The sequence below is a fragment of the Corynebacterium aurimucosum ATCC 700975 genome (assembly GCF_000022905.1).
Taxonomy (GTDB): domain Bacteria; phylum Actinomycetota; class Actinomycetes; order Mycobacteriales; family Mycobacteriaceae; genus Corynebacterium; species Corynebacterium aurimucosum_F.
The window spans coordinates 1,533,949-1,559,838 of sequence record NC_012590.1; the positions used below are offsets into that span (position 1 = coordinate 1,533,949).

General features: G+C 60.3%; 25 protein-coding genes and 1 tRNA gene. 11 read left to right on the top strand and 15 right to left on the bottom strand.

What is annotated here, in order from left to right:
• Nucleotides 1–17: 17 nt before the first annotated feature.
• The 6 genes from CAURI_RS07200 (at nucleotide 18) to CAURI_RS07225 (ending at nucleotide 3,980) form a co-directional block, all read left to right on the top strand.
• Nucleotides 18–91, top strand: a tRNA-Leu gene (locus CAURI_RS07200).
• A 67-nt stretch (nucleotides 92–158) separates the two neighbouring features.
• Complete coding sequence (locus CAURI_RS07205) at nucleotides 159–434, top strand: hypothetical protein (RefSeq protein WP_010190113.1); 276 nt, start codon at nucleotides 159–161, stop codon at nucleotides 432–434.
• Nucleotides 435–569: 135 nt separating this feature from the next.
• Nucleotides 570–1,385, top strand: coding sequence for a DUF368 domain-containing protein (locus CAURI_RS07210; protein ID WP_010190115.1), 816 nt, complete (start codon nucleotides 570–572; stop codon nucleotides 1,383–1,385).
• 3 nt (nucleotides 1,386–1,388) lie between these two features.
• Nucleotides 1,389–2,270: an ABC transporter substrate-binding protein gene (locus CAURI_RS07215; RefSeq protein WP_010190118.1), complete on the top strand. Its 882-nt coding sequence runs from the start codon at nucleotides 1,389–1,391 to the stop codon at nucleotides 2,268–2,270.
• On the top strand, nucleotides 2,263–3,216 hold the full coding sequence (locus tag CAURI_RS07220) for an amino acid ABC transporter permease (RefSeq protein WP_010190120.1): 954 nt from the start codon (nucleotides 2,263–2,265) through the stop codon (nucleotides 3,214–3,216). The genes CAURI_RS07215 and CAURI_RS07220 overlap by 8 nt, the downstream gene beginning before the upstream one ends.
• Nucleotides 3,216–3,980: an amino acid ABC transporter ATP-binding protein gene (locus CAURI_RS07225; protein ID WP_010190121.1), complete on the top strand. Its 765-nt coding sequence runs from the start codon at nucleotides 3,216–3,218 to the stop codon at nucleotides 3,978–3,980. The genes CAURI_RS07220 and CAURI_RS07225 overlap by 1 nt, the downstream gene beginning before the upstream one ends.
• A gap of 231 nt (nucleotides 3,981–4,211) precedes the next feature.
• On the opposite strand, the gene nusB is transcribed toward CAURI_RS07225, so the two are convergent.
• The 15 genes from nusB to aspS form a co-directional block, all read right to left on the bottom strand.
• A complete protein-coding gene (gene nusB / locus CAURI_RS07230; protein ID WP_010190124.1) occupies nucleotides 4,212–4,742 on the bottom strand; it encodes a transcription antitermination factor NusB in 531 nt (176 codons plus the stop codon).
• A 1-nt stretch (nucleotide 4,743) separates the two neighbouring features.
• Nucleotides 4,744–5,307 (bottom strand): elongation factor P, encoded by a 564-nt coding sequence (efp, locus tag CAURI_RS07235; protein WP_010190126.1) that lies wholly within the window; start codon nucleotides 5,305–5,307, stop codon nucleotides 4,744–4,746.
• Nucleotides 5,308–5,401: 94 nt separating this feature from the next.
• The gene (locus CAURI_RS07240; RefSeq protein ID WP_010190128.1) at nucleotides 5,402–6,493 is read right to left on the bottom strand and encodes a M24 family metallopeptidase; all 1,092 of its coding nucleotides are present in this window, start codon (nucleotides 6,491–6,493) and stop codon (nucleotides 5,402–5,404) included.
• Between the two features lie 42 nt (nucleotides 6,494–6,535).
• A complete protein-coding gene (aroQ, locus tag CAURI_RS13795) occupies nucleotides 6,536–6,961 on the bottom strand; it encodes a type II 3-dehydroquinate dehydratase (protein WP_010190130.1) in 426 nt (141 codons plus the stop codon).
• An 18-nt stretch (nucleotides 6,962–6,979) separates the two neighbouring features.
• Nucleotides 6,980–8,050 carry a 3-dehydroquinate synthase gene (aroB, locus tag CAURI_RS07250; protein ID WP_010190132.1) on the bottom strand — a complete coding sequence of 357 codons (1,071 nt, stop codon included), beginning with the start codon at nucleotides 8,048–8,050 and terminating at the stop codon, nucleotides 6,980–6,982.
• Nucleotides 8,051–8,124: 74 nt separating this feature from the next.
• Nucleotides 8,125–8,634 (bottom strand): shikimate kinase, encoded by a 510-nt coding sequence (locus tag CAURI_RS07255; RefSeq protein ID WP_010190134.1) that lies wholly within the window; start codon nucleotides 8,632–8,634, stop codon nucleotides 8,125–8,127.
• On the bottom strand, nucleotides 8,631–9,842 hold the full coding sequence (gene aroC, locus CAURI_RS07260; RefSeq protein ID WP_012715065.1) for a chorismate synthase: 1,212 nt from the start codon (nucleotides 9,840–9,842) through the stop codon (nucleotides 8,631–8,633). Before aroC ends, CAURI_RS07255 begins: the two co-directional genes overlap by 4 nt.
• 51 nt (nucleotides 9,843–9,893) lie before the next feature.
• Nucleotides 9,894–10,286 carry a prepilin peptidase gene (locus tag CAURI_RS07265; RefSeq protein ID WP_010190138.1) on the bottom strand — a complete coding sequence of 131 codons (393 nt, stop codon included), beginning with the start codon at nucleotides 10,284–10,286 and terminating at the stop codon, nucleotides 9,894–9,896.
• A gap of 59 nt (nucleotides 10,287–10,345) precedes the next feature.
• Nucleotides 10,346–11,152, bottom strand: a complete 807-nt coding sequence (locus CAURI_RS07270) for a shikimate dehydrogenase (protein ID WP_010190139.1) — start codon at nucleotides 11,150–11,152, stop codon at nucleotides 10,346–10,348.
• 4 nt (nucleotides 11,153–11,156) lie between these two features.
• Nucleotides 11,157–12,332 carry an endolytic transglycosylase MltG gene (gene mltG / locus CAURI_RS07275; RefSeq protein WP_012715066.1) on the bottom strand — a complete coding sequence of 392 codons (1,176 nt, stop codon included), beginning with the start codon at nucleotides 12,330–12,332 and terminating at the stop codon, nucleotides 11,157–11,159.
• Between the two features lie 22 nt (nucleotides 12,333–12,354).
• Nucleotides 12,355–12,903: a Holliday junction resolvase RuvX gene (gene ruvX, locus CAURI_RS07280; protein ID WP_010190141.1), complete on the bottom strand. Its 549-nt coding sequence runs from the start codon at nucleotides 12,901–12,903 to the stop codon at nucleotides 12,355–12,357.
• 58 nt (nucleotides 12,904–12,961) lie between these two features.
• Nucleotides 12,962–15,649 (bottom strand): alanine--tRNA ligase, encoded by a 2,688-nt coding sequence (alaS, locus tag CAURI_RS07285; protein WP_010190142.1) that lies wholly within the window; start codon nucleotides 15,647–15,649, stop codon nucleotides 12,962–12,964.
• A gap of 67 nt (nucleotides 15,650–15,716) precedes the next feature.
• Nucleotides 15,717–17,072, bottom strand: a complete 1,356-nt coding sequence (locus CAURI_RS07290) for a replication-associated recombination protein A (protein ID WP_010190143.1) — start codon at nucleotides 17,070–17,072, stop codon at nucleotides 15,717–15,719.
• Nucleotides 17,072–18,274 (bottom strand): phosphotransferase, encoded by a 1,203-nt coding sequence (locus CAURI_RS07295; protein WP_012715067.1) that lies wholly within the window; start codon nucleotides 18,272–18,274, stop codon nucleotides 17,072–17,074. The genes CAURI_RS07290 and CAURI_RS07295 overlap by 1 nt, the downstream gene beginning before the upstream one ends.
• Nucleotides 18,275–18,355: 81 nt before the next feature.
• Nucleotides 18,356–20,176 (bottom strand): aspartate--tRNA ligase, encoded by a 1,821-nt coding sequence (gene aspS / locus CAURI_RS07300; RefSeq protein WP_010190145.1) that lies wholly within the window; start codon nucleotides 20,174–20,176, stop codon nucleotides 18,356–18,358.
• Between the two features lie 204 nt (nucleotides 20,177–20,380).
• Between aspS and ypfJ the strand changes: the two genes are divergently transcribed.
• From ypfJ to CAURI_RS07325, 5 genes are all read left to right on the top strand, one after another.
• Entirely contained in the window at nucleotides 20,381–21,274 is an 894-nt protein-coding gene (gene ypfJ / locus CAURI_RS07305) for a KPN_02809 family neutral zinc metallopeptidase (protein ID WP_010190146.1), read from the top strand.
• A 315-nt stretch (nucleotides 21,275–21,589) separates the two neighbouring features.
• Entirely contained in the window at nucleotides 21,590–23,200 is a 1,611-nt protein-coding gene (locus CAURI_RS07310; RefSeq protein WP_010190147.1) for an inorganic phosphate transporter, read from the top strand.
• A 132-nt stretch (nucleotides 23,201–23,332) separates the two neighbouring features.
• Nucleotides 23,333–24,076 carry a CBS domain-containing protein gene (locus CAURI_RS07315; RefSeq protein WP_010190149.1) on the top strand — a complete coding sequence of 248 codons (744 nt, stop codon included), beginning with the start codon at nucleotides 23,333–23,335 and terminating at the stop codon, nucleotides 24,074–24,076.
• A gap of 23 nt (nucleotides 24,077–24,099) precedes the next feature.
• Nucleotides 24,100–25,206 (top strand): LLM class flavin-dependent oxidoreductase, encoded by a 1,107-nt coding sequence (locus CAURI_RS07320; RefSeq protein ID WP_010190150.1) that lies wholly within the window; start codon nucleotides 24,100–24,102, stop codon nucleotides 25,204–25,206.
• Entirely contained in the window at nucleotides 25,207–25,884 is a 678-nt protein-coding gene (locus CAURI_RS07325) for an FMN reductase (protein WP_010190152.1), read from the top strand.
• The last annotated feature ends 6 nt before the right edge of the window (nucleotides 25,885–25,890 follow it).

A 25,890-nucleotide genomic window follows, 5' to 3' on the forward strand; every position in this document is an offset into this window, starting at 1 on the left:
ACTATCGTTGCTTGTGCGCCCCTGTAGCCCAATTGGCAGAGGCAACGGATTCAAAACCCGTGTAGTGTGAGTTCGAGTCTCACCAGGGGCACAATTTCACCCCACAACAGAGTCTGTTGTGGGGTGTTAGCGTTTTCAACTGAAAGGAACCCGTTACTATGCGTCGCACCATCATCGCTTTGAGCACCGCAGTTGCCCTTACTCTGGGTGGCACCACCGTGGCTACTGCCGCAGAATCGAGCGCCGACAAAGAGGTTTCCACCAAGGTGGAAGGTTCCTCCTACTACCAGGAGCTGCGCAAGTCTGCCGCATCCTCGGAGGATCCGCAGCTCAACACTTTCTACACCGTGCTTCTCGACGGCCTTGTAGGCCTCGCTGCCTTCGCCATCCTGGGTTCGATCTACGGCGAGGTGGCCAAGCGCCTGCCACTGTAAAGGCGTATAACCTTCCGTAAATTGAATAGTTTGCATAAGCCTGTTGTGCGGTGAGAGAATAAAAAGTCATCTGCTCACCCACTCTTCCCGGCACGGCAATCCCACCGGGTAGACAGTCAAGGTTACTTTCGGTTTATGCATTATCTTTTTAACGCCATTCGCGGCGCCCTTATTGGCATGGCCGAGTTAGTCCCCGGAATCTCCGGCGGCACCGTTGCACTCATCGTCGGTATCTATGAGCGCGCTTTGCATAACGCCAATGATCTCCTCTCCGGCCGTTTCAAGAAGGTCGAATGGGGCTTCCTCGTCTCCGTAGCCGTCGGCATGTTCGCCGCCGTTTTCGGCTTCTCCACGATCCTCCATAACTTTGTGGAGGGCCAGGTTTCGCTATCCAGCGCCCTCTTCCTCGGCATGGTCGCCGTCTCTATCTTCGTGCCGCTGAGCATGATGTCGCGTTTTTCACCCGCGTCCATAGCCGCGCTTGTTATTGCCGCCATCGCCATCTTCTTCGTCACCGGCTTTACCTCAACCCCAGTAGAAGACCCCAACCTAATCGTGGTCTTCCTAGCGGCCATGGTGACTGTGTGCGCGCTGGTTCTCCCTGGTGTCTCAGGCTCCCTTATCTTGCTGACTATGGGCCTCTACGCGCCCATCATCGGTGCAGTCTCGGACCGCAACATGCTCGTCGTGGGTGTCTTCGCACTTGGCGCGGTGTGCGGCCTCGCAGCTTTCGTCAAGGTGTTGAACTACCTGCTGGATAATCACCGCGACATTACCCTTGCGGCCATGGCCGGCTTCATGCTCGGCTCCCTGCGCGCGTTGTGGCCGTGGGGCGCTGACCAAGATGCTTCCACGCCGCTCATCCTGCTGATGTTCGCGATTGGCGGTATCATCGTGGCCATTTTCATCGTTGTGGACCGGCGCAAGGCCGCAAGCTACCAAGAGAGTTAAAACATGATTAAGAAAACGGCCATCGTGGGCGTCGTCGGAGCGCTAGCCTCGGCGACGCTCTCCGGCTGCGTCACCAACGAAGAGCCGGCACTGCCAGAAGGCTGGTCCGAGCCCAAGGTAGACGAAGTTCCCGAGATTGCCGCGATGTATGAGGACGCCGATGGAGTCCTCACTGTAGGCACGAACCCGCCTTTCGCACCGTTCGAGTTCAAGGATTCCGATGGCTCACTCATCGGGTTGGAAATGGACTTGGCCAATGCAGTCGCCCAAGTGTTGGGGCTCGAATTCCAGCCGGTGGAGCAAGATTTCTCCATGATCTTGCCGGCGGTTCAGTCGGGACAGATTGATCTCGGCGGTTCCGGGTTCACCGATACCGATGAGCGGCGCGAGAACTTCGACTTCGTCGATATTCTCTACGCCGGCATTCAGTGGGCGAAGCTCACTGATGGCCCCAACGAGGTAGACCCATCTAATCCCTGTGGACTCACCGTCGCGGTGCAGCGCACCACGGTGTCTGAGACCGACGATTTGCGTCCAAAGCAAGAGGCCTGCGATGGCGACCTCACTATCCTGCCTTATGACACCAGCGATAACGCTGCCCTGGCGGTCTTGATGGGCCGCGCAGACGCGCTCTCAGCAGATTCGCCGGTCTCCGCATGGGCGGTTAACCGCTCGGATGGGCGCATGTCCATGGTCGGCGAGATGTTCGACGCCGCACCCTACGGCTTCGCCGTGCCAAAGGATTCCGACCTCGGCCCTGCCGTGGCGGCCGCACTTCAGCACCTCATCGATACTGGGGCATACGCAGAGATTCTCGATAAATGGGGCGTTACCGACGGACTCGTCGAACACGCAATGATTAACGAAAGGCCGATCAATGACTAATTCCTCTCTCCCGGCAGCGTCGGATTCGTCGGCTTCGACTACCCTACAAAAGATCGAAGCCCGCCCACTGCGCCACCCCTGGCGCTGGGTCTTCGCTACCCTCCTTGCTCTCCTTGCCATATGGTTCATCATCTCCTCGGCGCGCAACGAGGCTTTCGGGTGGGGCACCTACTTCCAGTATCTTTTTGATACTCGGATTGCTACCGCGGCACTCCACACCATTGCCATTACGATTCTGGCAATGATCATCGGCGTCGTGGGCGGCGCCGCCCTCGCCGTCATGCGTATGTCCCCCAACCCCGTGCTGGGCGGTGTGTCTTGGGTCTTCCTGTGGCTCTTCCGCGGCACCCCAATCTACGTGCAGCTCGTCTTCTGGGGTCTGCTTTCAGCTCTCTACCAATCCATCAACCTCGGTTTTACGGAAATTTCCCTCACCGAGGTACTCAATAACGCATTCCTCCTGTCCGTCTTGGGCTTGGGACTGAACGAGGCCGCGTATATGGCGGAAATTGTCCGTTCCGGTATCTCCTCTGTACCCGAAGGCCAGAAGGAAGCCAGCAAGGCCCTGGGAATGGGCTGGTGGATGACCATGCGCCGCACGGTGCTCCCGCAGGCCATGCGCATCATCATCCCGCCGACCGGCAACGAGTTCATTTCACTGCTCAAGACTTCTTCTCTTGTGGTGGCCATTCCCTACACGGCGGAGATTTTCGGCCGCGCTACGGATATCTCCGCGGCACTCTTCGAGCCCATTCCGCTACTCATGGTGGCGGCGACGTGGTACCTGGCCATCACCTCGCTTCTTATGGTGGGCCAGTACTTCTTGGAGCGCCGCTTCGAACGTGGCGCCACCCGCGAGCTCACCGGCCGCCAGCTGGCCGCGCTAGCGGATGCCGAAGGAACTATCCCCCGCAACGTCTCTGTCATCCCGGAGGTAAAGAACTAATGCCGACTCCCATGATTTCCGCACAAAATGTGCACAAGTCTTTCGGTCAGCTCGAGGTGCTCAAAGGCATTGACCTCACCGTCATGCCCGGCGAGGTCACCTGCCTCTTGGGTCCCTCCGGTTCCGGCAAGTCCACCTTCCTGCGCTGTTGCAATCACTTGGAGAAGGTCACGGCCGGCCGCCTCTACATCGACGGCGAGCTCATCGGTTTCCGCGAACGTAATGGCGTGCTCTATGAAATCTCCGAGAAGGAAGCCGCAGCCCAGCGCCAGGATATCGGCATGGTCTTTCAGCAGTTCAATCTATTTAGCCACCGCACGGTCCTGGAAAACATCATCGAGGCCCCCGTTCAGGTAAAGAAGCAGAACCCGGAGCAGGCAAAGAAGAAGGCCATGGAGCTGCTGGAAAAGGTGGGCCTCGCCCACAAGGCAGACGCCTACCCGGTCCAGCTTTCCGGTGGTCAGCAGCAGCGCGTCGCCATTGCCCGCTCTGTGGCCATGGATCCAAAGCTGATGCTTTTCGACGAGCCCACCTCCGCCCTCGACCCCGAGCTCGTCGGCGAGGTGCTCCGCGTGATGAAGGAACTTGCCGCCGATGGCATGACCATGCTCGTCGTCACCCACGAGATGGGCTTTGCCCGAGAAGTCGCCGACACGATCGTCTTCATGGACGGCGGCAGCGTCATCGAAACCGGCACCCCGGAGCAGGTCCTAGAGAATCCTCAGCACCAGCGGACGAAGGATTTCCTCTCTTCGCTGCTCTAGCGCGCTGCACTGCAACCACCGACGCACGCGCAGCACCACCGCACCAACTGCCCTAGTTGCCAAAGATCTGGCCAGATCTTGCCGCCTGCAGCGGGGCGAAAAACTTTGGCAACTAGGGCAGTTTTCTATTTGAACCCATCCAAGTCAAAACTCCGGCCAGTTCACAAAGGATAGCTGGCCGGAGTTTTTCTGAAAAGAGCTAGCGAAACAGCTAACGCTAGCGGTGGGGTTCTACTTGGTGTCCCCTTCCGTTTCCGCGGTCTCAGCGGGCTCCGCGGGCTCCTCAGCAGAGGCCGGGGCCATCGGGCTATCCGCCGACTGGGCTTGGATGACGTCATCCAGCACCGCATGGATATAAGGCGCGGCCTTGTCATTGGAGTATTCGGAAGCAAGCTCCACGCCTTCGACAAGCGCGGTAGCATTCGGAACATCCGCGTTGAAGAGGATTTCCCATACCGATACGCGCATGATCGCGCGGTCAACGGCGGGAATGCGTTCAAGCGACCACTCGCTGGAGAGGTAACGAGCAATCGCATCGTCGATGGCATCCAGCTCTTCAGCTGCTCCGCTGACAATCTCGCGGGTGTAGTCCGCGATCGGCGCCACGCCGTTTTCCGGATCGCGAGCAAGCTCGACGCGGTCTTCCACGATAGCTACCGGATCAACGTCGCGTGATTCTGCTTCGAAGAGAATATCCGCAGCTCGGCGGCGCGCACGGTAGCGCGCGGTGTGCCGCTTAAAGTTAGGCTCTGGTCGGGTCATCTTAGTTGTTGACGCGGGAGAGGTACTCGCCAGTGCGGGTATCGATCTTGAGGGTGTTACCGGTCTCGATGAACAGCGGCACCTGGATTTCGGCGCCGGTCTCGAGCGTCGCCGGCTTGGTGCCACCGTTGGAGCGGTCACCCTGCAGACCCGGCTCGGTGTGCTCAACCTTCAGGTCAACGGAGATCGGCAGTTCTCCGAACAGAGCCTCGCCGTCGTGGAAGGAGACCTGAACACGCATGTTTTCCAGGAGGAACTTGCCGGCGTCGCCGAACTTATCAAATGGCAGCTCGTACTGCTCGTAGGTCTTATCATCCATGACCACGTAGTTCTGGCCGTCGTTGTACAGGTAGGTCATGTCGCGACGGTCAACGTTGGCGGTCTCCACCTTCACGCCAGCGTTAAAGGTCTTGTCGGTGACCTTGCCAGAGACCACATCCTTGAGCTTGGTGCGCACGAATGCAGGACCCTTGCCAGGCTTGACGTGCTGGAATTCAACGATCTGCTGCAGCTTGTTGTCGATCTTCAGAACGAGGCCGTTCTTGAAATCAGTGGTATCTGCCATGAAATGACTCTCCCAAATAACTTGTAGTCGAAACTATGAAAACAGTGTCTAAGCATACCTCACGCGCCGCACCAGCGGCGCGAAGGGGTGCTGGTTACAGCACCTGAAGTTCCTTCGGGTAGGCGGTAATGATCTTCGGCGCGCCTGAGGTAATAAAGAGGCTGTCCTCGATGCGCACACCACCCTTGCCGGGAACGTATATACCCGGCTCAATGGTCAACGTCATGCCTTCGACCAGCTCGCCCTTTCCGGTCTTCGCAGCGGAGGGCCCTTCGTGCACATCGAGACCAATTCCGTGGCCAGTGGAGTGAACAAAGTACTCGCCATAGCCTGCCTCAGTGATGATGTCGCGGCAGGCCGCGTCGACGTCAACAAGCTTGGCGCCTGGCACCGCTGCCTTCACGCCCGCCTCCTGGGCGCGCAGAACGACGTCATAGATCTCACGGGCGAAGTCCGTTGCCTCACCGATAGCAAAGGTGCGGGTGCAATCGGAGTTGAAGCCGCGCAAGTGGGCACCGAAATCAATAGTGACCAGGTCACCCTTACGCAGCTCCCGATCATCCGCGCCATGGTGCGGCTTTGCGGAGTTCTCGCCGGAGGCCACGATGGTGTCAAAGCTCACGCGCTCTGAGCCGAGCATGCGCATGCGGTACTCCAAATCAGCAGCAACTTGGCGTTCCGTGCGTCCAGCGGCAACTTCCCCGGCCTCCACGAGGTCGGTGAGTGCCTGGTTGGCCAGGGCGGCGATTTCTTCGAGCTTCTGCAGCTCAACGTGGTCCTTGACCAAGCGAATCTTCTCAATCACGCCGCTGACCGGAACCAGCGTCACGCCCTCCGGCTTAGCCTTCTCCAGGCGCTCCAGCTGCGAGACGGTGACGTAGTCGGCTTCATAGCCCACGCGCAGATCTTGAGAAACCTGCCCCAGCAAGTGCGGGCCCACATCGCGACCGAGGCTGGCCTCGATATCCGGAACCTCTTCCGCAATTTGCGTGGTGTAGCGACCATCTGTAGCCATAACCGCGGAGAGGTCTTTGCGTAGCAGCAGGCCGCCATTCGATCCGGAGAAACCAGTCAGATAGCGCACGTGCGTCAGGTGGGTAACGATAATGGCGTCGATGCGCTGGCCAGTCAGCTCAGTCATGAGCTTGCGGCGGCGGTTGCCATAACGAGTATCGGCTAATGCCATGAGAGAACCACTCCAATCATTTCAAGCGATACTCCATGATAGCTAATGTGCCAGGAAGTACCCCAGTGCGGCGACATAGCCATAAGAGCCAAGGCCCGCGATGACACCGCGCGCAATGGGGCTCAGATAAGAGTGCTGCCGGAATGCTTCACGCGCATGCACATTGGATAGGTGTACCTCGACAAACCCGGCGCCATCAGCCACCTCCGCCAAGGCATCACGCAGTGCCACCGACGTATGCGTGAAACCACCCGGGTTGATGATGACGGGCCAACGTTCGTCGGCGGCGCGATGCACCTGTTCGATGAGTTCGCCCTCGTGGTTGGATTGGAAGAAGACGATCTCTTCCTCCCCCGCCGCCGCGCGGATGCGAGTCTCTACATCCTGCAAAGTTTCGCTGCCATAGATTTCTGGCTGGCGCTTGCCCAGGCGGTTCAGATTCGGGCCGTTGAGGACGAGAATGGTCATGGCGAACTCCTTGAATTCCTATGCGGTGAGCTGCGCGTAGGCTGCGCGCAGCTCCTCATCAGTGGTGTCTTCCAGGCGCGTGGTTTCCCCGATCCCGGTGAGTGCTACAAAGCGGATGTGGCCGCCGCGGTTCTTCTTGTCATGGCGCATTGCATCCAGCAGCTCCTCGAAGTGGCCCTGTTCATAAGTGGTCGGGAGCCCGATACGGGTCAAGATGTCGCGGTGCGTGGCCACGAGGTTGGCATCGATAAGCCCGCGCGCGTGGGATAGGTGGGCAATGAACATCATGCCGACCGCTACCGCGCGGCCGTGGCGCCACGAGTAATTCTCGCGACGCTCCACGGCGTGACCGAAGGTGTGGCCGTAATTAAGTGTCTCGCGCAGCCCGGATTCCTTCAAATCCTGGCCCACCACGTGTGCCTTGACCGCAATGGAGCGCTCGATGAGCTCCGGCAGCAGGCCGTCGGGCTCAAGGCATGCAGCGGGGTCCTTCAGGTAGTGCTCAATGATCTGCGGGTCATGGATGAAGCCAGTCTTGATGATTTCTGCAGAACCGGCGACGATTTCCTCGGCCGGCAGCGTGCGCAAATGATCCAGATCAACAAAGACTGAGTCCGGCTCGTGGAAAGCCCCAACCAGGTTCTTTCCTGACGTCGTGTTAATGCCGGTTTTGCCACCCACGGCGGCATCCACCATGGCGAGCAACGTCGTCGGTGCTTGGATCACAGGGATGCCGCGCATCCACGTCGCCGCAGCAAACCCAGCCAGGTCTGTGACCGCACCACCGCCTAGGCCAATGACAGCGTCGCGGCGACTAAAACCTGCCTCGCCAAAGATATCCCACAAGTGGGCAAGCACGTCGAGCTGCTTTGCGGCTTCAGCATCGGGGACTGCAACTGCGGTGGCCTCAATCCCCTGTGTTCGAGCCTGGTCAACTAGGGCATGAGCAGCCTGCGCGAGCGGCGGCTGGTGGATGATAGCGACCTTAGCCGCGCCAATCGCCGCGGCGCGCTTAATCATGGCGGTACTCAAGCCACCGCCAAGAGTGACCTCATAAGGTGATGGTCCATTAACAGCAATGGTGTGCATGAGCGGTGCTCCTTCGGCTGGGGTCGCAGGGTTCGTGAGGCGTCGACAAGTAGCGGGTAAAAAGGTTCGTCTTCCTAGAGGGTTTCGAGGAAGCTCAAGATGTCACCCACTACCTGCTGCGGGGAGCGCACACCAGTGCGCACCTTTAAGTCAGCGACCTCGCTGTAGAGAGGCCGGCGCGTTTCCAAAAGCTGGGTGTAGTGCGCCAGCGGGTCCGCTGACTCCAGCACGGGACGGTTGCTATCCCCCAGCGTGCGGGTTACGCCTTCTTCGGGAGTGATGTCGAGGAATACGACAGTCAGGGAATCGAGCAGGGCTCGCGTAGATTCGGACAGCACTGCTCCGCCGCCCAGACTCACCACGCCGGTGGTAGCGAGTGCCTCCCGCACAACCTCAGCTTCTACCTCACGGAATTTCGGTTCGCCCAGCTCGGAAAACACCTCGCCGCAAGCCTTACCGTAGCGGGCCTCAATGAGGGCATCAGAATCAACAACCTCGCAGTTCAGCGCCCGCGACAGGCGCCTGCCGATCGTGGTCTTTCCGGAGCCAGGAGGCCCTACGAGAACGACGTGCGGGGAGTTCATGCTTCACCCCACTCCAAACGGCCGGCTACATATTCCTGGTAGGCGGCGATGTTCCGCTTGGTCTCAGCCAAACTATCTCCGCCAAACTTCTCCAGCACGGCACGCGCAAGCACGAGGGCCACCATAGCCTCGGCCACGACGCCAGCCGCCGGAACGGCGCAGACATCAGAACGCTGATGGATGGCAGTGGCTGACCCACCGGTGGACATATCGACGGTCTTCAGGGCCCGCGGGACGGTAGAAATCGGCTTCATCGCCGCACGCAAACGCAGCGTCTGACCGTTGGTCATACCGCCTTCCAAGCCACCAGCACGGTTGGTCTCCCGGTCCACGCCCTCATCAGTGCGCACCATTTCATCGTGTGCCTCGCTTCCGCGACGGCGCGCCTCAGCGAAGCCATCACCCACTTCAACGCCCTTGATCGCCTGAATACCCATCAAGGCGGCGGCGAGCTGTGCGTCGAGACGGTCCTCGCCCGAGGTATGCGAGCCCAAGCCAATCGGCAGGCCTTCCACGATGACCTCAACAATGCCGCCGAGGGTATCGCCCTGCTTCTTAGCGGTCTCAATTTCTGAGATCATCGACTCCTCTGCGGTCTTATCGCAGGCGCGAACCGGAGAGGCGTCGATGGCCTCGATGTCCGCAAAGCTGGGGTGCGGGCCCTTATAAGGCGCGGAAGCACCAATCGAGATGACGTGGGAAAGAACTTCCACGCCCAAGGTCTCGCGGAGGAAGTTGCGTGCAACAGTGGCTGCGGCGACGCGAGCTGCGGTCTCGCGTGCGGAAGAGCGCTCCAGGATGGGGCGAGCCTCGGAGTGATCAAACTTCACCATTCCAGCGAAATCTGCATGACCGGGACGCGGACGAGTCAGCGGGGCACCGCGACCGGAGGCCATGGCTTTAGCGACCTCTGGGTCCTCAAGATCCAAGGCCTCGGGCGACATGATGGTGGTCCACTTTGGCCACTCCGTGTTGCCGATCATGATGGCGATGGGGCTGCCCAGGGTAAGTCCGTGGCGGATTCCGCTGAGCAGAGTGAGATCATCGGCCTCGAACTTCATGCGTGCGCCGCGGCCGTAACCGAGGCGGCGGCGAGAGAGCTGGAGAGCAATATCGTCCTGAGAAATGGGAACCCCGGCTGGCATGTGCTCAATGAGTGCAACGAGTGCCTGGCCGTGAGATTCACCTGCGGTAGTCCAACGAAGCATGCGGACTATTATCACACGCCAGGGTTTCCTTCGGGGCCACTAGGCCGACTATCACACCGTGTCGGGGCTAAATATCACGACAAGTCCTGCGGCAATCAGCATCCCGGGTCCATGCGCAGGTGTCCTATCCCTGGTTATATAGCCCCAGAGTACCGTGCTTAACGACGCCCCCATCATCGCCAGCGCAACCCCCGATACTCCCGCCGCATGGGCGGTCACAATTCCCAGCGGCAGCGCCAGTTTGAGGTCTCCCCCGCCGATGCTTCCGGCGCGGCTTAGCAACGCCATCACCACGTAGAGACCCGGCCACAGCAGCCCGGCCACGCTGAACCAACACAGCGATAAGACTGCGGCGGGCAGGGTCAGATAGTTAGGCAGGCGTTTGAAACGCAGGTCATAAATAATTAAGGCGCACCCCCACGCCAAGAAAAGCAACTCCCCCATGGTGCCGCAGCCTACCGCGTGGGCGGATAAGACGCACGCGCTAAGCTGCGGGGAATTGCTTAGGGCAGCTTGAGCGCCTTATTGAGCGCCGCCAGCATTTCTGCCCGCGGGGCGGTGTGCCCGGTAAATTGTTCAAATTGCGAATAAGCCTGGTTCGCCAGCATGATGTGCCCGCCGACCGTCGGATAGCCATCAGCGGCCGCATACACAGTGAGCGGAGTAGGCCACGGATCATAAATAACGTCAAAGACCGGCGCCTTGGCCAGCTGCGTCAGGTATCCCTCCAACGCAGCAGAGGGCACGGTGGAGACAAGGAGATCTGCTGCTCTCGCAAGCCCGGCTAGATCATCCTCAAATGTTGCCGCATGGAGCGTGAGACCGAGGGCCTCAGCGAGCGGGCGCAGCTCAGCTAAACGGTCGGAGCGATTCAACACGGTAACGTCTTTCACGCCGCGCTGAGCCAGCCCCCACAGGACCGGCCGCGCGGTTCCGCCGGAGCCGACGAGCAGCGCCGAAGACGGCTGGGAAGAGCCCAGAAGCTCATCGAGCGCGCCCAGCACGCCTTCGGTATCCGTGTTATCCGCGCGCCACCCTTCCGGGGTGCGCACCAAGGTGTTCGCGGAGCCAATGAGCTCAGCTCGCTCGCTGACTATATCTGCGTAGGCGAGTGCATCGAACTTGAGCGGCATGGTGACAGAGAAACCGCAATACTCCTCGCCTACTTCGGCGAGAAAAGCCGACAAGTCCGTCACCTCATGCTTGGTATAGTCCCACTCCTTCAGGTTCAGGGCTTCATAGCCTGCGTTATGCAGGACTGGTGAAAGCGAATGGGCAATGGGGCTGCCCAAGACTGCGGCGCGCAGCATCAGATTACTGCTCCTCGGCCGGCTGCTCACCAACGGCCTCGCGCTGGCTGTCTAGGATGCCGGAGCGCACCGCATCATCGACGTTGGCAAGGTGCTCATCGTAGTTATCGGTAAACACCGTGGTGCCCTTGTCATCGACGGTAACGAAGAAGAGCCAGTTACCTTCCGCCGGGTTCTCCATGGCCTGGATAGCTTCCTCCGAAGGCGAGGCAATCGGCGAATCAGGCAGACCGTCCTTGGCGTAGGTATTCCACGGCGTCTCGCGGTGGCGGTCCTCATCGGTGGTGGCCAGCTCCACGTCCTCGAGGCCATAGTTTACGGTGGAATCCAACTCGAGACGCATCGGCTCATCGAGGCGGTTGAGGATCACGCGGGCAACCTTGTCGAATTCACCGGCCGGGGACTCGCGTTCCACCAGCGAAGCCGCAGTCAGAAGCTCATAGGGCTTCAAACCAATTGCTTGGGCGCGGTCAACGATGTTGGTGTCGTTGTACTTCTTCGTCGAACGGGTGATCAGATCCGTCAAAATCTCCTGGGCATCCATGTTCGGATCCAGCACGTACTGGCCCGGGGCAATCAGCCCCTCAAGGCGCTTCGGGTCCTCTCCGCGTGCGCGAACCGCTTCCAAGGCCCACTCCGGTGCGCCGAGCTCAGCCGGGTCCACGGTGGCCGCAATCTTCTCGAGCTCTTCAGCAGAGACGCAGCCGCCTTCCTTGCACGAAACCTGGGAAATCAAGGAGTAAATGCCGAAGCGAACATCACCGCCGAGCACGTTGACGTCAAGCAGCGTGGCACCGCCTTGGACGTCGAGGAGGTCCACCATATTGGCTTCATCGAGCAGCGCTTCGACTGCGGCCTTCGCGCTCATCTCCTCCTGTAGGCGGTAGAAGCCGGGCTTGATTTGGCTTGCGCGTGGGTTGGAGTTGGCCGCCGAGGAGAAAGCTTCGGATGTTTTCACCACGTTCTTCTCTGCCAGCTCGGGTGCCAGTTCACCCATGGATGAGCCCTCTGGGACCTGAACGAGCTGTGTGACACCGTTGCCTTGCCCCTCGTAGTCCAAGGTACTGCCTCCTCCCAGCAGGCGGAAGCCAATGTAGCCGAGTCCGCCAATGATAAGGACCAAGCTCGCGATGAGCACGGCCATGCCGCGCTGACGGCGCTTGACATATTGAGGTTCCATCGAGCGTCCGATGCGTGAAGGTTTACGGCTCACGTACTTCGTCTCCTACGTTTGAAGGGCTGTGGCCGTTCAACGCGAAATGGCGCGCATCCAGCCAGGACTGCAAAATTTCCACCGCGGCTGCTTGGTCAATGACCGAGCGACCGCGCTTCTCTGACACGCCAGAGGCCCGCAAAGCAGAGGTTGCCACCACCGTAGTGAGGCGCTCATCCACCATGCGCACGGGCGGAGGTTCCTTCATCCTGTCATCTTTTGCCAAGCGGCGGCGGATACGAAACGCGATTTCCTTGGCATGTTTAACACTTGATGAGCCATTGCCTTTGAGATCACGCGGCAAACCAACAGCCACCTCGACGGCATCATACTCATGAATCAGGTCGAGCAAACGGTCAATATCGTCCTTGTCGCGGTCCTTAAACCCGGTCTCGCGCCGCACGGTTTCGACCGGCATGGCCAAGCGCGCGTCCCGGTCAGATACCGCCACGCCGATGCGGACAGTACCGACGTCGAGGCCCAAACGGCGCCCCGGACCGGGATCGTCCACGCCTGGTTTGTCAGGCTCTACGGCCATCGTGCTCCTCCTGATTCTGCGAGTCGGCTACAACTGCACGCCAACTATTGCGCGTTCGTTAGTGGGCTTCAAGCTCATCGCGGACGGCGTCGAAGGCCGCTTGCAGACCTTCGATGTTGACGCCGGAGCCTTGAGCCATGTCGGGCTTACCGCCGCCCTTGCCGTCAACATAGCCGGAAACCAGCTTAACCAAGTCTCCAGCCTTGACGCCACGTTCGTTGGCGGCCTTGGTAGCACCCACGATGAATGGCATCTTGCCGCCCTCGTTCTCCGATGCCAGGACGACCACAGCAGCGACATCGCCGAGGCGGTTCTTGATATCGGAGGCCAGCGTGCGCAGGTCACCGCCGTTCACGCCCTTAGGCAGCTTGACAGCCACGAGGGTGAAATCGTTGATGGTCTTCGCCGTCGAGATCATCTCTGCGGTCTGGGACATGAGCTGGGCCTTGTGAAGCTCGGCAATTTGCTTCTCAGCGGCCTTGAGCTTCTCGGTCAACTGCGCGATGCGCTCGGGCAGGTCCTCAGTCTGGACCTTAAGCTCGCGAGAGACGCCCTCCACGAGGGCGGTCTCCTTCGAGTAGTAGCGGAATGCATCCAGGCCCGAATAAGCCTCGATGCGGCGCGCGCCCGAACCCACGGAGGATTCGCCGAGGACAGACACCGGGCCGATCTCTGCAGTGTTCTTCACGTGCGTACCACCGCAGAGCTCGATAGAGAAGGGACCGCCCATCTCCACGACGCGGACCTCGGAACCGTAATTCTCACCAAAGAGGGCCATCGCACCCATCTCCTTGGCCTTGTCCAAGGAGGTCTCGATGGTATTGACCGGGAAGTGCTGGTCCACCGCCTGGTTGGTCACCAAAGCGATCTCATCGAGCTGCTCCTGGGTGAGCTGGTCGGTGTAGTTGAAGTCAAAGCGCAGGTAGCCCGGACGGTTCAAGGAACCAGCCTGGACCGCGGTCGGGCCCAGCACCTGGCGCAATGCGGCGTGGATGAGGTGCGTGGCGGAGTGCGCCTGCACGGCGCCGTGGCGCCACTGCTCGTCAACTGCGGCGGTCACGCCATTGCCCAGCTCAAGGCCGCCGGCGGTCACCGTAGCTTTGTGGACCCACAGCTTCTTGCCGATCTTCTGCACATCGTTGACCTCAAGGAGGGTCTCACCGGCAATGATCCGACCTCGATCGGCGGTCTGGCCACCGGCTTCGGCGTAGAGCGGCGACTGGTCCAGGATTACCTCGACGGTGTCGCCTGCTTGGACTTCAGAGACCTTCTCGCCATCGCGGACGAGGCCGAGTACCTTGGCCTCGGACTCCAAGGTCTCATAACCCGTGAACAGAGTCGGGTGGTTATCCACCCACTCGCGGTAGAGCGACAGGTCAGCATGACCATGCTTCTTAGCCTGGTTATCAGCCTTGGCACGGCGGCGCTGCTCGCCCATGGCGGCGTCGAAGCCTTCCATGTCTACGGTTAAACCGGCTTCCTGCGCCATTTCCAGGGTCAAGTCGATGGGGAAACCATAGGTATCGTGCAGTTCAAAGGCCTTTTCACCGGACAGGACCTTCGGGGTAGCTGCGCGGGAGGTATTCTTCAGCTCGGTCACGGCTTCGTCGAAAAGCTTGGTGCCCGACTCCAAGGTCTTGAGGAAGGCCTTCTCCTCCGCCAGGGCAACGCGCAGGATACGCTCGCGGTTTTCTGCGATCTCCGGGTAGGACGGGGTCATGGTGTCCATGATGGTGTTCATGAAGCGCTCCATGGTCTCACCCTTCGCACCCAGCAGCTTGGCGGAGCGGATGATGCGGCGCAGCAGTCGGCGCAGGATATAGCCACGGCCCTCGTTACCGGGGGTAACGCCATCCAAGATGAGCATCATTCCGGTGCGCGAGTGGTCCGCCACCACGCGGAAACGGATCAGGTCTTCCTTCGGCGCATCCGGAACGTACTTCGCACCGGTAAGCTCCTCGGCTACGTCGATGACCGGGCGCAGCAGGTCCGTCTCATAGACGTTGTCAACCCCTTGCAGGATGCAAGCCACGCGCTCGATGCCCATGCCGGTATCGATGTTCTTCTTGGGCAGCTCGCCAATGATTTCAAAGTTGCCCTTGCCGATGCCTTCGCCGCGCTCGTTCTGCATGAAGACCAGGTTCCAGATCTCCATGTAGCGATCATCATCCTCGACGGGACCACCGTCCTGGCCATACTCCGGACCGCGGTCATAGTAAATCTCAGAGCACGGTCCACACGGGCCAGGAATGCCCATGGACCAGTAATTATCCTCCATGCCGAGGCGCTGGATGCGCTCGCGGGGAACACCGATCTTGTCGTGCCAGATATCGGCGGCTTCATCGTCATCGAGGTAGACCGTGACCCACAAACGCTCCGGGTCCAGGCCCAATCCGCCATCCTCTACCGAGTTCGTCAGCAGGCTCCAGGCGTGGGTAATGGCCCCCTCCTTGAAGTACTGGCCAAAGGAGAAGTTGCCTGCCATCTGGAAGAAGGTGTTGTGGCGGGTGGTAATACCTACTTCTTCAATATCCAAAGTACGCACGCACTTCTGGATGGAGGTTGCCGTGCCGTTAGCAAATGGCGGGTTCTGCTGGCCCAGGAAGTAGGGCTTGAAGGGAACCATGCCGGCGTTGACGAAGAGCAGGTTCGGGTCATCCAGGATCAGCGATGCGCTGGGCACGGCCTCGTGGCCGGCCTTGACGAAGTGCTGGGTAAAGCGTTCCCGGATCTCATGAGTCTTCACGAGCAAAAGTCCTTCACTGTTGAATGGTTTCTAGTCAGCGCTCAACTTTACCCGTCCGGTGCTGTGCTTAGCGACGCCGCCCCCGGATGACGTCCCGCAACCTCCCCAGGTACTCGAGCACCCGTTTTTCCGCACCGTGGTCGGTGGGCTGATAATACTCGGCATCGGCCAGCGTCTCCGGCAAATACTGCTGGGCTAGCACACCACGTGGATCATCATGCGGGTACTGGTAGCCCACGGCGTTTCCCAACCGCTTGGCGCCCTCGTAGTGGCCGTCGCGCAGGTGTGGCGGGACATGCCCGCTCTTACCGGCCTGGACATCGGCTTGGGCAGCGTTGATGGCATTAATAACGGAGTTCGACTTCGGCGCCGTGGCCAGGTGGATCGTGGCCTGCGCCAGCGGGATGCGCGCCTCGGGCAGGCCAATCAGCGCCGCGGCCTCCGCGGCGGCCACAGCGGTGGGCAAAGCGGTGGGATCGGCCATCCCGATATCCTCGGAGGCATGCACGATGAGCCGGCGCGCGATGAACCGCGGGTCTTCGCCGGCCTCAATCATGCGGGCGAGGTAGTGCAACGCGGCGTCCACATCGGAACCGCGGATGGACTTAATAAAGGCGGAGACAACGTCATAGTGTTGGTCCCCGTCACGGTCATAACGCACCACCGCGCGGTTGACGTTGTCTTTGAGAATGTCGACGGTGAGCTCGCCGCCATCCGGCACCGCTTCGGCAGCCGCCTCGAGGTAGGTCAGTGTGCGTCGAGCATCACCACCGGCGAGTAGCACCAGCTGATCCAGAGCGTCTTCCGTAGCGGTGATTCGCCCTGCCAAACCGCGCTCACTCTTCAGCGCCCGCTCCGCGAGGCTGCGAAGGGAGGCGTCATCAAGCGGCTCCAAGTGCAGCAGCAGCGAACGCGAAAGCAGCGGCGCCACCACAGAGAACGAAGGATTCTCGGTGGTCGCGGCCACGAGAAGGACAGTACGGTTCTCGACGGCCGCCAGCAATGCATCCTGCTGGGTTTTGGAGAAGCGGTGTACCTCATCGATGAAGAGCACCGTGCGGCGGCCTTCGATGAGTTCGCGGCGCGCATGAGTAATCACTTCGCGGACTTGCTTAACACCAGAGTCCAGAGCAGAAAGCCCAATGAAGTTATCCCCCAACGAGGAAGCGATGAGGGAGGCTAGCGTTGTTTTTCCGGTTCCCGGCGGGCCGTACAGGATGACTGAGGCTTCCCCAGAACCCTCCACCAACCGGCGTAACGGGGTCCCCGGCTCCAGTAGGTGCTTCTGCCCCACCACTTCATCAAGGCTCTGCGGCCGCATGCGCGCGGCAAGGGGTGAGCCGGAATGAGTTGCAAACATATCGGGGCCACCCGGCAGGCGTGGCGCTGACTGGTCATCGCCGAAGAGTGACTCCTGCCCCATCAGGACTCCCGGAGACGGGAAGCTACTGCGCGGCCAAAAGCGGCCACCGCGGAACATCCATCATTCTTGCACTGCGCGGCAAACCGCGACAGCGCCTCAAAGGTTTCATAAAGATCACGGCGGATGAGAGCCTCATCTTCGGTGAAGGGGCCCTGATCGGAGCGACGAAGCAGCGAGCGACGCGGGTCACGATAAATCTCGGCATTGCCCTCCGCCAGAGCTACAACACCTTCGATCCCACCGGCATACATGGTGGTCACGCTCGACAGAGCCCAGCCGATGAGGCAGGCCACGAGCAATTCATGCAGTGTCTTCTCATCAGCAAACTGGGGCCACACATCAACGATGCGGCGTTGCCAGGCTTGGATGAAGACATCCGCTTCACTATCGGTAATCGGCCGTGAGAACAGGAATTGCGGGAAACCAGCAACAACGCAGGCCACATCGAAACCAACGTTACGGAAACCAGCCCATTCATAATCCAGGAAGGTTAGCGTTGTCCCCGCAATGATGTTGTCTGGAGACAGATCGAAAGGAGTAAAAGCGCGGTTGCGGCCAGAGCTAAAGCTCTGCATGGCGCTGCGAGCCAATTCGCGGAAATGCTCCGGCGGTTCCAGTCCGGCCTCACTGAGAATATCAGCGCCGATCATGATGGAGCTTTTCAGCGAATCATCACGCAGCGCCTGGTGCTCAGCGTATTCAGGATGCCGGCGCAGCTGACGGTTCAGCAGGGCCTCGTAATCCTCCTCGCGCCCCGCCGTTCCTGCGTGCATCTTGCCCAGCGCGCTGCCCAGGGATCGGAGCAGCTCGCCGCGCTCCTCATCGCTGCTGTGGGCGAGGGTATCCGCCAAGGTGTCGCCATCGCCCGCGTCGGTGAGGACGAGGATGCGCTTTTCTACATCGTGCGCAAGCAGGACTGGGCCGGGGCGGACCTCTTCGGACAGCGCCGTGGTGAATTGATAGGCCACCACTTCGCGTAGAAGCGCAGCGTCATCAATAGTGTGCCCGGTGACCGGGTTGTACTTGATGACGACCGACCGATGTGGAAAGAAGGCACTTGGTGTCGTGCGGGCACGAAGCACCACAGCATTGCCCGAGCCGGTGAGCTGTTGAATATCACTCAGCTCAGGCTCGCCGCCATAGCGGCGGGAAATCATCAGCGATGCTTCCGCCACCACGGCATCAGCCGCAGAACTATTCATGGACTCGTGTCCCATCGAATTCACTTGCTTGCCTGCCTCCACTTGTCGTAGGCCCAACTACATTACCGGCGCTGCGCGGCCTTAAGACTCCTTTCCAGCCTTCTCACCCTGTGCAGCCTTAGCGGCCTTTTCCGGCTTGAAGTCCACGCCGGTCTCCTTGCGCTGCTCAGCAGGGATGGTGCCCGGAGCATCGGTCAACGGATCCACGCCGCCGCCCGACTTCGGGAAGGCAATGACGTCGCGGATGGAATCGAATCCGCCCAGCAGGGAGACAATGCGGTCCCAACCGAAAGCGATGCCGCCATGCGGCGGGGCACCGAACTGGAAAGCATCGAGCAGGAAGCCGAACTTCTCCTGTGCTTCCTCTTCACCGATACCCATGACATCGAAGACGCGCTTTTGCACATCCTGGTCGTGGATACGGATGGAGCCGCCGCCGATTTCGTTGCCGTTGCAGACGATGTCATAGGCATAGGCCAAGGCCTCTCCCGGATTCTCATCAAAGCTATCCAGGTACTCCGGCTTCGGCGAGGTAAAGGCGTGGTGGACTGCCGTCCACTTGGAGTGGCCCAGAGCCACGTCGCCCGAAGCGGTGGCATCAGCGGCGGGCTCGAAGAGCGGTGCGTCCACGACCCAGGTGAAGGCCCAGTCGCCGTCCTTGATGAGGTCCAGCTTCTTTGCAATCTCACCGCGCGCTGCACCCAGCAGAGCACGAGAAGACTTTACATCACCGGCGGCGAAGAAGATGGCGTCACCCGGCTTAGCACCAACGTGCTCGGCAATGCCTTCGCGCTCGGCGTCAGTGATGTTCTTGGCCACTGGGCCGCCCAGGGTGCCATCCTCAGCGATGGTGATATAAGCCAGGCCCTTCGCACCGCGCTGCTTCGCCCATTCCTGCCAAGCGTCGAACTGACGGCGCGGCTGGGAAGCTCCGCCTTCCATGACAACAGCACCGACATACTCGTTCTGGAAGACACGGAAAGTGGTGTCCTTGAAGAACTCGGTGCACTCCACGATCTTGATGTCGAAGCGCAGGTCCGGCTTGTCAGATCCGTAGTACTTCATGGCGTCGGCATAGGTCATGCGCGGAATCGGCGTCTTAATCTCATAACCGATGAGCTTCCAAAGAGCGGATACAATCTCTTCCGCTAGGGCAATAACATCGTCCTGGTCCACGAAGGACATCTCGACATCGAGCTGCGTAAATTCAGGCTGGCGGTCCGCGCGGAAGTCCTCATCGCGGTAGCAGCGAGCAATCTGGTAGTAGCGCTCCATGCCGGCCACCATGAGAAGCTGCTTGAACAGCTGCGGGGACTGCGGAAGTGCATACCAGCTGCCCGGCTTGAGGCGGGCGGGCACGAGGAAGTCACGTGCGCCCTCCGGGGTGGAACGGGTCAGGGTCGGGGTTTCGATCTCGGTGAAGTCATGGCTGTCCAGAACTTCGCGGGCGGCGCGGTTAGCGGCAGAGCGCAGGCGCAGAGCCTCGTGCTGGCGCTCACGGCGCAGGTCCAGGTAGCGGTACTTCAGACGGGTCTCTTCACCGACCTCACCGGAAGAAGACGGGTCATCGATCTGGAACGGCAGCGCTGCGGACTTGTTGAGCACCTCCAAATCCGAGACATTAACCTCAATCTCACCAGATGCCAGGTTTGCGTTAGCCGAGCCTTCCGGGCGCGGCTCCACAACGCCGGTAACCTTGACGCAGTATTCAGAACGCAGATCGTGGGCACGCTCAGCTACTTCAGATTCGCGGAAAACCACCTGGGCAACGCCAGAGCGGTCACGCAGGTCAATGAAGATAACACCGCCATGGTCGCGACGGCGAGCGACCCAACCCGTCAGAGTGACGGTCTCCCCTGCCATCTCCTTGCGCAATTCGCCTGCCAAATGTGTACGCAGCACTCTCGTTCAATCCCTTCTCATCGTTGACGCTCGCACCCACACACGCCACGCGTAGACAGCACGCGCCGAGGGATGCAAGTACTTGAACGGCCCAAGTCTACCGCCCGCACCGGACTTGCTCAGCGCTAGGGTGAGCACCGCGTGCTTGACAGCAGTCCACTTATCGAGCAGACACCACCTCCAGCTTGTGGCAAAATCTCTGGCATGACTTTTAAATCTGGCGCCAATTTTGATGGTAAGCGAGCTAGCTCCGGCGGTGGAGGCCGCGGCGGCATGATCGCTACCGGCGGCGGCATTGGCTCTCTCCTTCTTATTGGTCTCTATCTACTCCTCGGCGGCGATCCTGGCGCCATCACCGGAAGCGATCCCCAGACCGACCAGACTCAGGTGGGACCAGAGGAAAGCGGCGAAGACGCATTTGCGCACTGCCAAACTGCCGAGGACGGCAATAAGTACGACGATTGCCGCGTCATGTTTGCCGCCCAGTCCGTCGACAAGGTCTGGGCACGCGAACTACCCGAGCAAGCCGGCATTGACTACGTCGAGCCCGGCCGCGTCATCTTCAACAACACCACCATGTCGGGCTGCGGCCAGGCTTCGGGCGCCACGGGCCCGTTCTACTGCCCAGCGGATGAGTCGGCCTACTTCGACACCGCCTTCTTTGATCAGCTCCGCAATTTCGGCGGCGAGAATGCCCCTCTGGCCCAGATGTACATCGTGGCCCACGAATTTGGCCACCACATTCAAAAGCTGGAAGGCACGCTCAGCTTGTCCAACTACAACGAGCCCGGCGAGGATTCCAACGCGGTGAAGGTTGAGCTGCAAGCTGATTGCTATGCCGGCCTCTGGGCGCACTACGCCGATGAGGGCGAAGACGCTCTGCTCGAGACGATTACTGAGCAACAAGTAACCGATGCCGTCAACACCGCTCGCGCTGTGGGCGATGACAACATCCAGCGCCGCTCGGGCGGCGAAGTACGCCCGGACATGTGGACGCACGGCTCCTCTGAGGACCGCGCTCAGGCCTTCCTCGCTGGATATAACACCGGCAAGATGGAACAGTGCGACACCTTGGGCCGAGGCGTATATAAGTCTTAATACTGAGCTTAAATAGTGTTAGTGCGGCCACCTCACGGTCGCACCACCCCCAAATGTGCCACGAAAGTGCAGATTAAATTCAAATACATGAAGTGTTTACCTGCTGGCAATCTTGATGCTTTACCCTGATCAAGTTCCCGCCGGTTTGTGGTGGGATCCGCTCTGTCTTTAAAAGCATAAAAGAACCGTGCGTGATGCCATCACCCTGCACCGCGACAGGCACATTATCCCCTGCTTTCACGGCGCGTCCGCCCTGCCCGCGGCAGCCCGCGCTCCCTCATCACGCAACGTTCTCTTCATGAAAGGAACGACGTTTTGAGCACCGCCACGCCGACGATGCCTGACCTCGAATCGATGAATGGCAAGAACAAGGACTGGATCTGGCACCTGTTCTTCGGCGCCATCACCGCAGTCACGCTGATCTTCTTCATCATTTGGAGCAACGGAGAGGTTGCTGAGGGGGCTAATCGCGTAGTCCTGGTTACAGCAATCATCTTCGCCGTATTCATGGCCTTCAACATTGGCGGCAATGACGTCGCCAACTCCTTCGGTACCTCCGTGGGTGCAGGAACCTTGTCGATGAAGCAGGCCCTCGCGGTCGCAGCAGTCTTCGAGGTATCCGGCGCCATCCTCGCAGGCGGTGAGGTGACCGATACCGTCCGCTCCGGCATCGTGGACCTGGAAGCGATTGACGGGCTCGACCCCATGGAGTTCGTCTACATCATGATGGCCTCGCTGCTTGGCGCTGCCATCTGGCTGCTCGTCGCTACCCGCATGGGCTGGCCGGTTTCCACGACACACTCCATCGTCGGCGGTATCGTCGGCGCCGCACTGACCGTCGGCTTCATCACCGGCAAGGGCGGCATGGACATGGTGCAGTGGGGCGGCATTGGCACCATCGCTTTCTCCTGGGTACTTTCCCCTGTTCTTGGTGGTGTTGCCGCCTTCCTGCTCTTCAAGTGGATCAAGACTTCCATCTTGGTGTACAACGACGCCGCGGACGAGCGCCTGCGCGAGATCAAGGTTCGCCGCGCCGCGCTGCGCAAGGAGCACAAGACCCGCTTCGAGCGCATGAACGAGCTGCAGCAGATTTCCTACACCAACGCCATGGCCCGTGATGCCGCCCTCACTGCGGAAGATGATTACGACCCAGAGGCTCTCGAGTCCGACTACTACCGGGATTTGCACAACCTCAACAAGGATCTCGAGGACATTAATGCGCACCGCGCACTGGAGAACTGGGTCCCGCTGCTGGCCGCTTTGGGCGCCATCATTATCTCCGCGATGATGCTCTTCAAGGGGCTGAAGAACACCGGCGTTGACTTTTCCACCCTGGAGACCTTCCTGGTCATGGGCATGATTGGCGCCGTGGTCTGGATGGCTGTGTTCATCTTCGCCCGCTCCCTGAAGAAGAAGTCCCTGTCGCGCTCGACCTTCCTTCTCTTCTCTTGGATGCAGGTCTTTACTGCTTCGGCTTTCGCGTTCTCACATGGCTCGAACGATATCGCTAACGCGATTGGCCCCTTTGCCGCCGTCTTCGACGTCCTGCAGACGAACCAGATTTCCGATGAAGTCACTGTCCCCCTCCCAGTCATGGTGGCCATGGGTATCGCCCTGATTTCTGGCCTCTGGTTTATTGGACGCTTCGTTATCCAGACGGTCGGTTCGGGCCTGACTCAGATGCACCCCTCCTCCGGTTTCGCCGCTGAGCTGGCCGCCGCTGCCGTCGTCATGGCAGCGTCCCTCCTGGGCCTGCCGGTTTCCTCAACCCACATCCTCATCGGTGCTGTCCTTGGTGTCGGCATTGTAAACCGCGCCGCCAACTGGAAACTGATGAAGCCCATCGCCCTCGCGTGGGTTATCACGCTCCCGGCAGCAGCAGCCATCGCAGCCGTGACGGTTTCTATCCTGCGCGTCGCCTTCTAAAGCTTCAGCGCATCACGCGCACAGCGAATTATGCTCTATCGCCGCGAGGGCCCCACAGCCGGGGTCCTCGCGGCGATTGTGCTTGAGCGACCGGGCCCAGCACGCACCGCCAGATCCGTACACTAGGTGCCCATGAGCGATAACTCCCTGGCCAGATTCTTTTCCGCCTTCAACGACATTGAACAATTTCTCCGCCAGGCTATTGGGGCAAAGAATTCAGATTCTTTCTGGTGGATTGTTGATCGCGCACACGACAAGCATCTGTTAGGCAAACGCCAAGCAGAACAGCTGAAGGACTTTGGCAACCTACGTAATGCCATTGCCCATGGCCGCTACTTCGACGGCGCACCCATCGCTACCCCACACCCACAGGTCATCACGCAACTGGAAAACCTGCAACGCCTTCTCACGGATCCGCCTACGGCGCAGTCCCTTCTTTCCGGCCGTGACGTGACCATCCTTGCCCCCGATACCCCGATTATGGAAGCCTTACGACTTATTAACCAGACCGGCTACTCGCAAATTCCAATCTACGATTCAGGGGCATACCAGGCGCTTCTCACGACCAACGTCATTGCCCGGTGGATTGCGGCCGATTTAGGAGACGATGGCGTGGTCAACGCGGCGTCAATCAGCGCCGTCTTGGAATTCGCCGAGAAGAAGGACCGCGCCGAGTTTCTACCCCGCACAGCCAGCGCGCAAGAGGTCATCGACGCTCTCACAGAACCCACTACAGATGGCGTCCATGCCAGCGCAGTCCTCCTCACCGAGCACGGAAAGCCTTCGCAGCGTCCGCTGGCCATCGCGACACCGGGGATCTCGCAATATTGGTCGACGCCCTCGAGTGGGAATAATCTCCTGGTACATTATTGTTGACACGTCACAGAAAGGAGATTGGCATGCAATTCGGAGTTTTCAGCATTGGTGACGTCACGCAAGACCCCACCACCGGCCGCACGCCCACCGAGGCTGAGCGCATCCGCGCGATGACAGAGATCGCGCTCAAGGCGGAGGAGGTAGGCCTCGACGTTTTCGCCACCGGTGAGCACCACAACCCACCTTTCGTCCCATCGGCGCCCACCACTCACCTGGCCTATATCGCGGCACAGACAAAGAACCTTCAACTCTCCACTGCCACCACGCTGATCACTACCAACGACCCTGTCCGCCTGGCTGAGGACTACGCCTTTCTCCAGCACCTCGCCGACGGACGTATCGACCTAATGCTGGGCCGCGGTAACACCGGTCCGGTCTACCCGTGGTTTGGCAAGGACATCCGCGAGGGTATCCCACTCGCGGTAGAGAATTATCACTTGCTGCGCCGCCTCTGGCGTGAGCCCGTCGTGTCCTGGCAAGGAAAGTTCCGAACCCCGGTCCAGGGATTCACCGCCACACCGGCACCGCTCGATGGTATCCCGCCCTTTGTCTGGCATGGCTCCATCCGCTCCCCACAGATTGCCGAACAGGCTGCCTATTATGGCGATGGCTTCTTCCACAACAACATCTTCTGGAACAAGGAACACACCGCGAAGATGGTGAACCTCTACCGCAACCGCTATGAATCCTACGGTCATGGTCGCGCGGATCAGGCCATCGTGGGCCTCGGCGGGCATGTTTTCATCGGGTCTACTGAGCAGGAAGCGAAGGATTTCTTCCGCCCCTACTTCGACAACGCTCCGGTCTACGGCCACGGCCCTTCCCTAGAAGAATTCACCGCTCAGACCCCGCTGACGGTAGGCACCGTAGAGCAAGTCGTGGAGCGCACGCTGCAGTTTGCTGACTGGGTAGGTGACTATCAGCGCCAGCTTTTCCTCATCGATCACGCCGGCTTGCCGCAAGAGGTGGTGTTAGAACAGATCGAAATCCTCGGCACCCAGGTGGTACCCGAGCTTCGCCGCCGCTTTGAGGAACGCCGCCCGGATCATGTACCTTCTAACCCGCCAACGCACGCCACGCTTGGATCCTATGCCCCACACGCGCTGGTCAGCCCTGGAGAGGAGAAATAAATGCGCTCACTCGTGCTTGTTACGGCTGGGCTGTCCTCGCCGTCGTCGACGCGCGCGCTTGGCGACGCCCTCTCATCCGCCACCACCACTCACGTCACTGCCCGGGGAGAGAGCGTGGACATCACCGTCGTGGAGCTACGCGAGCTCGCGGGTGAGCTGGCCGAGGCCATGACCAACTGGGTCTCGCCCACGCCTCGTCTGAACGCGGCACAGTCCGCCGTGCTGAATGCCGACGGTCTCATCGCCGTCAGCCCAGTCTTCCAAGGAAGCTACTCGGGCTTGTTCAAGATGTTCTTCGACACTTTGGAGCCGCATTCCTTGGAGGGGCTTCCTACCCTCATCGCGGCCACAGGCGGCTCCAGCCGGCACGCGCTGGTCCTGGACTATGCCCTGCGGCCGCTGCTCAATTACCTGCATGCCACGGTGGTCCCCACCGGCGTCTTCCAGGCCACGGAGGACTTTGGCACCGCGGAGGGCGCGCGCAATGAGAAGCGCATCGAGCGCGCCGCTGGGGAGTTGGCGGACCTCATGGTGCGCCCGGTCGACCGCGTCGCTGGGCTTACCGGCCCCCTCAGCGAAACGCAGGAAGCGCCGCAAGACAGTTCAGAAAACATACTGGATTCGGACCCTGCCGGATTCCGCGCACTCCTCTCCCGCCACGACGGCCAGCCGAACTAAGCAGGT

What these genes read in the sequence shown, in the direction of transcription:
- CAURI_RS07205 (WP_010190113.1), top strand. Translation starts at nt 159, where the DNA reads ATGCGTCGCACCATCATCGCTTTGAGCACCGCAGTTGCCCTTACTCTG.
- CAURI_RS07210 (WP_010190115.1), top strand. Translation starts at nt 570, where the DNA reads ATGCATTATCTTTTTAACGCCATTCGCGGCGCCCTTATTGGCATGGCC.
- CAURI_RS07215 (WP_010190118.1), top strand. Translation starts at nt 1,389, where the DNA reads ATGATTAAGAAAACGGCCATCGTGGGCGTCGTCGGAGCGCTAGCCTCG.
- CAURI_RS07220 (WP_010190120.1), top strand. Translation starts at nt 2,263, where the DNA reads ATGACTAATTCCTCTCTCCCGGCAGCGTCGGATTCGTCGGCTTCGACT.
- CAURI_RS07225 (WP_010190121.1), top strand. Translation starts at nt 3,216, where the DNA reads ATGCCGACTCCCATGATTTCCGCACAAAATGTGCACAAGTCTTTCGGT.
- nusB (WP_010190124.1), bottom strand. Translation starts at nt 4,742, where the DNA reads ATGACCCGACCAGAGCCTAACTTTAAGCGGCACACCGCGCGCTACCGT.
- efp (WP_010190126.1), bottom strand. Translation starts at nt 5,307, where the DNA reads ATGGCAGATACCACTGATTTCAAGAACGGCCTCGTTCTGAAGATCGAC.
- CAURI_RS07240 (WP_010190128.1), bottom strand. Translation starts at nt 6,493, where the DNA reads ATGGCATTAGCCGATACTCGTTATGGCAACCGCCGCCGCAAGCTCATG.
- aroQ (WP_010190130.1), bottom strand. Translation starts at nt 6,961, where the DNA reads ATGACCATTCTCGTCCTCAACGGCCCGAATCTGAACCGCCTGGGCAAG.
- aroB (WP_010190132.1), bottom strand. Translation starts at nt 8,050, where the DNA reads ATGCACACCATTGCTGTTAATGGACCATCACCTTATGAGGTCACTCTT.
- CAURI_RS07255 (WP_010190134.1), bottom strand. Translation starts at nt 8,634, where the DNA reads ATGAACTCCCCGCACGTCGTTCTCGTAGGGCCTCCTGGCTCCGGAAAG.
- aroC (WP_012715065.1), bottom strand. Translation starts at nt 9,842, where the DNA reads ATGCTTCGTTGGACTACCGCAGGTGAATCTCACGGCCAGGCACTCGTT.
- CAURI_RS07265 (WP_010190138.1), bottom strand. Translation starts at nt 10,286, where the DNA reads ATGGGGGAGTTGCTTTTCTTGGCGTGGGGGTGCGCCTTAATTATTTAT.
- CAURI_RS07270 (WP_010190139.1), bottom strand. Translation starts at nt 11,152, where the DNA reads ATGCTGCGCGCCGCAGTCTTGGGCAGCCCCATTGCCCATTCGCTTTCA.
- mltG (WP_012715066.1), bottom strand. Translation starts at nt 12,332, where the DNA reads ATGGAACCTCAATATGTCAAGCGCCGTCAGCGCGGCATGGCCGTGCTC.
- ruvX (WP_010190141.1), bottom strand. Translation starts at nt 12,903, where the DNA reads ATGGCCGTAGAGCCTGACAAACCAGGCGTGGACGATCCCGGTCCGGGG.
- CAURI_RS07290 (WP_010190143.1), bottom strand. Translation starts at nt 17,072, where the DNA reads ATGGGGCAGGAGTCACTCTTCGGCGATGACCAGTCAGCGCCACGCCTG.
- CAURI_RS07295 (WP_012715067.1), bottom strand. Translation starts at nt 18,274, where the DNA reads ATGAATAGTTCTGCGGCTGATGCCGTGGTGGCGGAAGCATCGCTGATG.
- ypfJ (WP_010190146.1), top strand. Translation starts at nt 20,381, where the DNA reads ATGACTTTTAAATCTGGCGCCAATTTTGATGGTAAGCGAGCTAGCTCC.
- CAURI_RS07315 (WP_010190149.1), top strand. Translation starts at nt 23,333, where the DNA reads ATGAGCGATAACTCCCTGGCCAGATTCTTTTCCGCCTTCAACGACATT.
- CAURI_RS07320 (WP_010190150.1), top strand. Translation starts at nt 24,100, where the DNA reads ATGCAATTCGGAGTTTTCAGCATTGGTGACGTCACGCAAGACCCCACC.
- CAURI_RS07325 (WP_010190152.1), top strand. Translation starts at nt 25,207, where the DNA reads ATGCGCTCACTCGTGCTTGTTACGGCTGGGCTGTCCTCGCCGTCGTCG.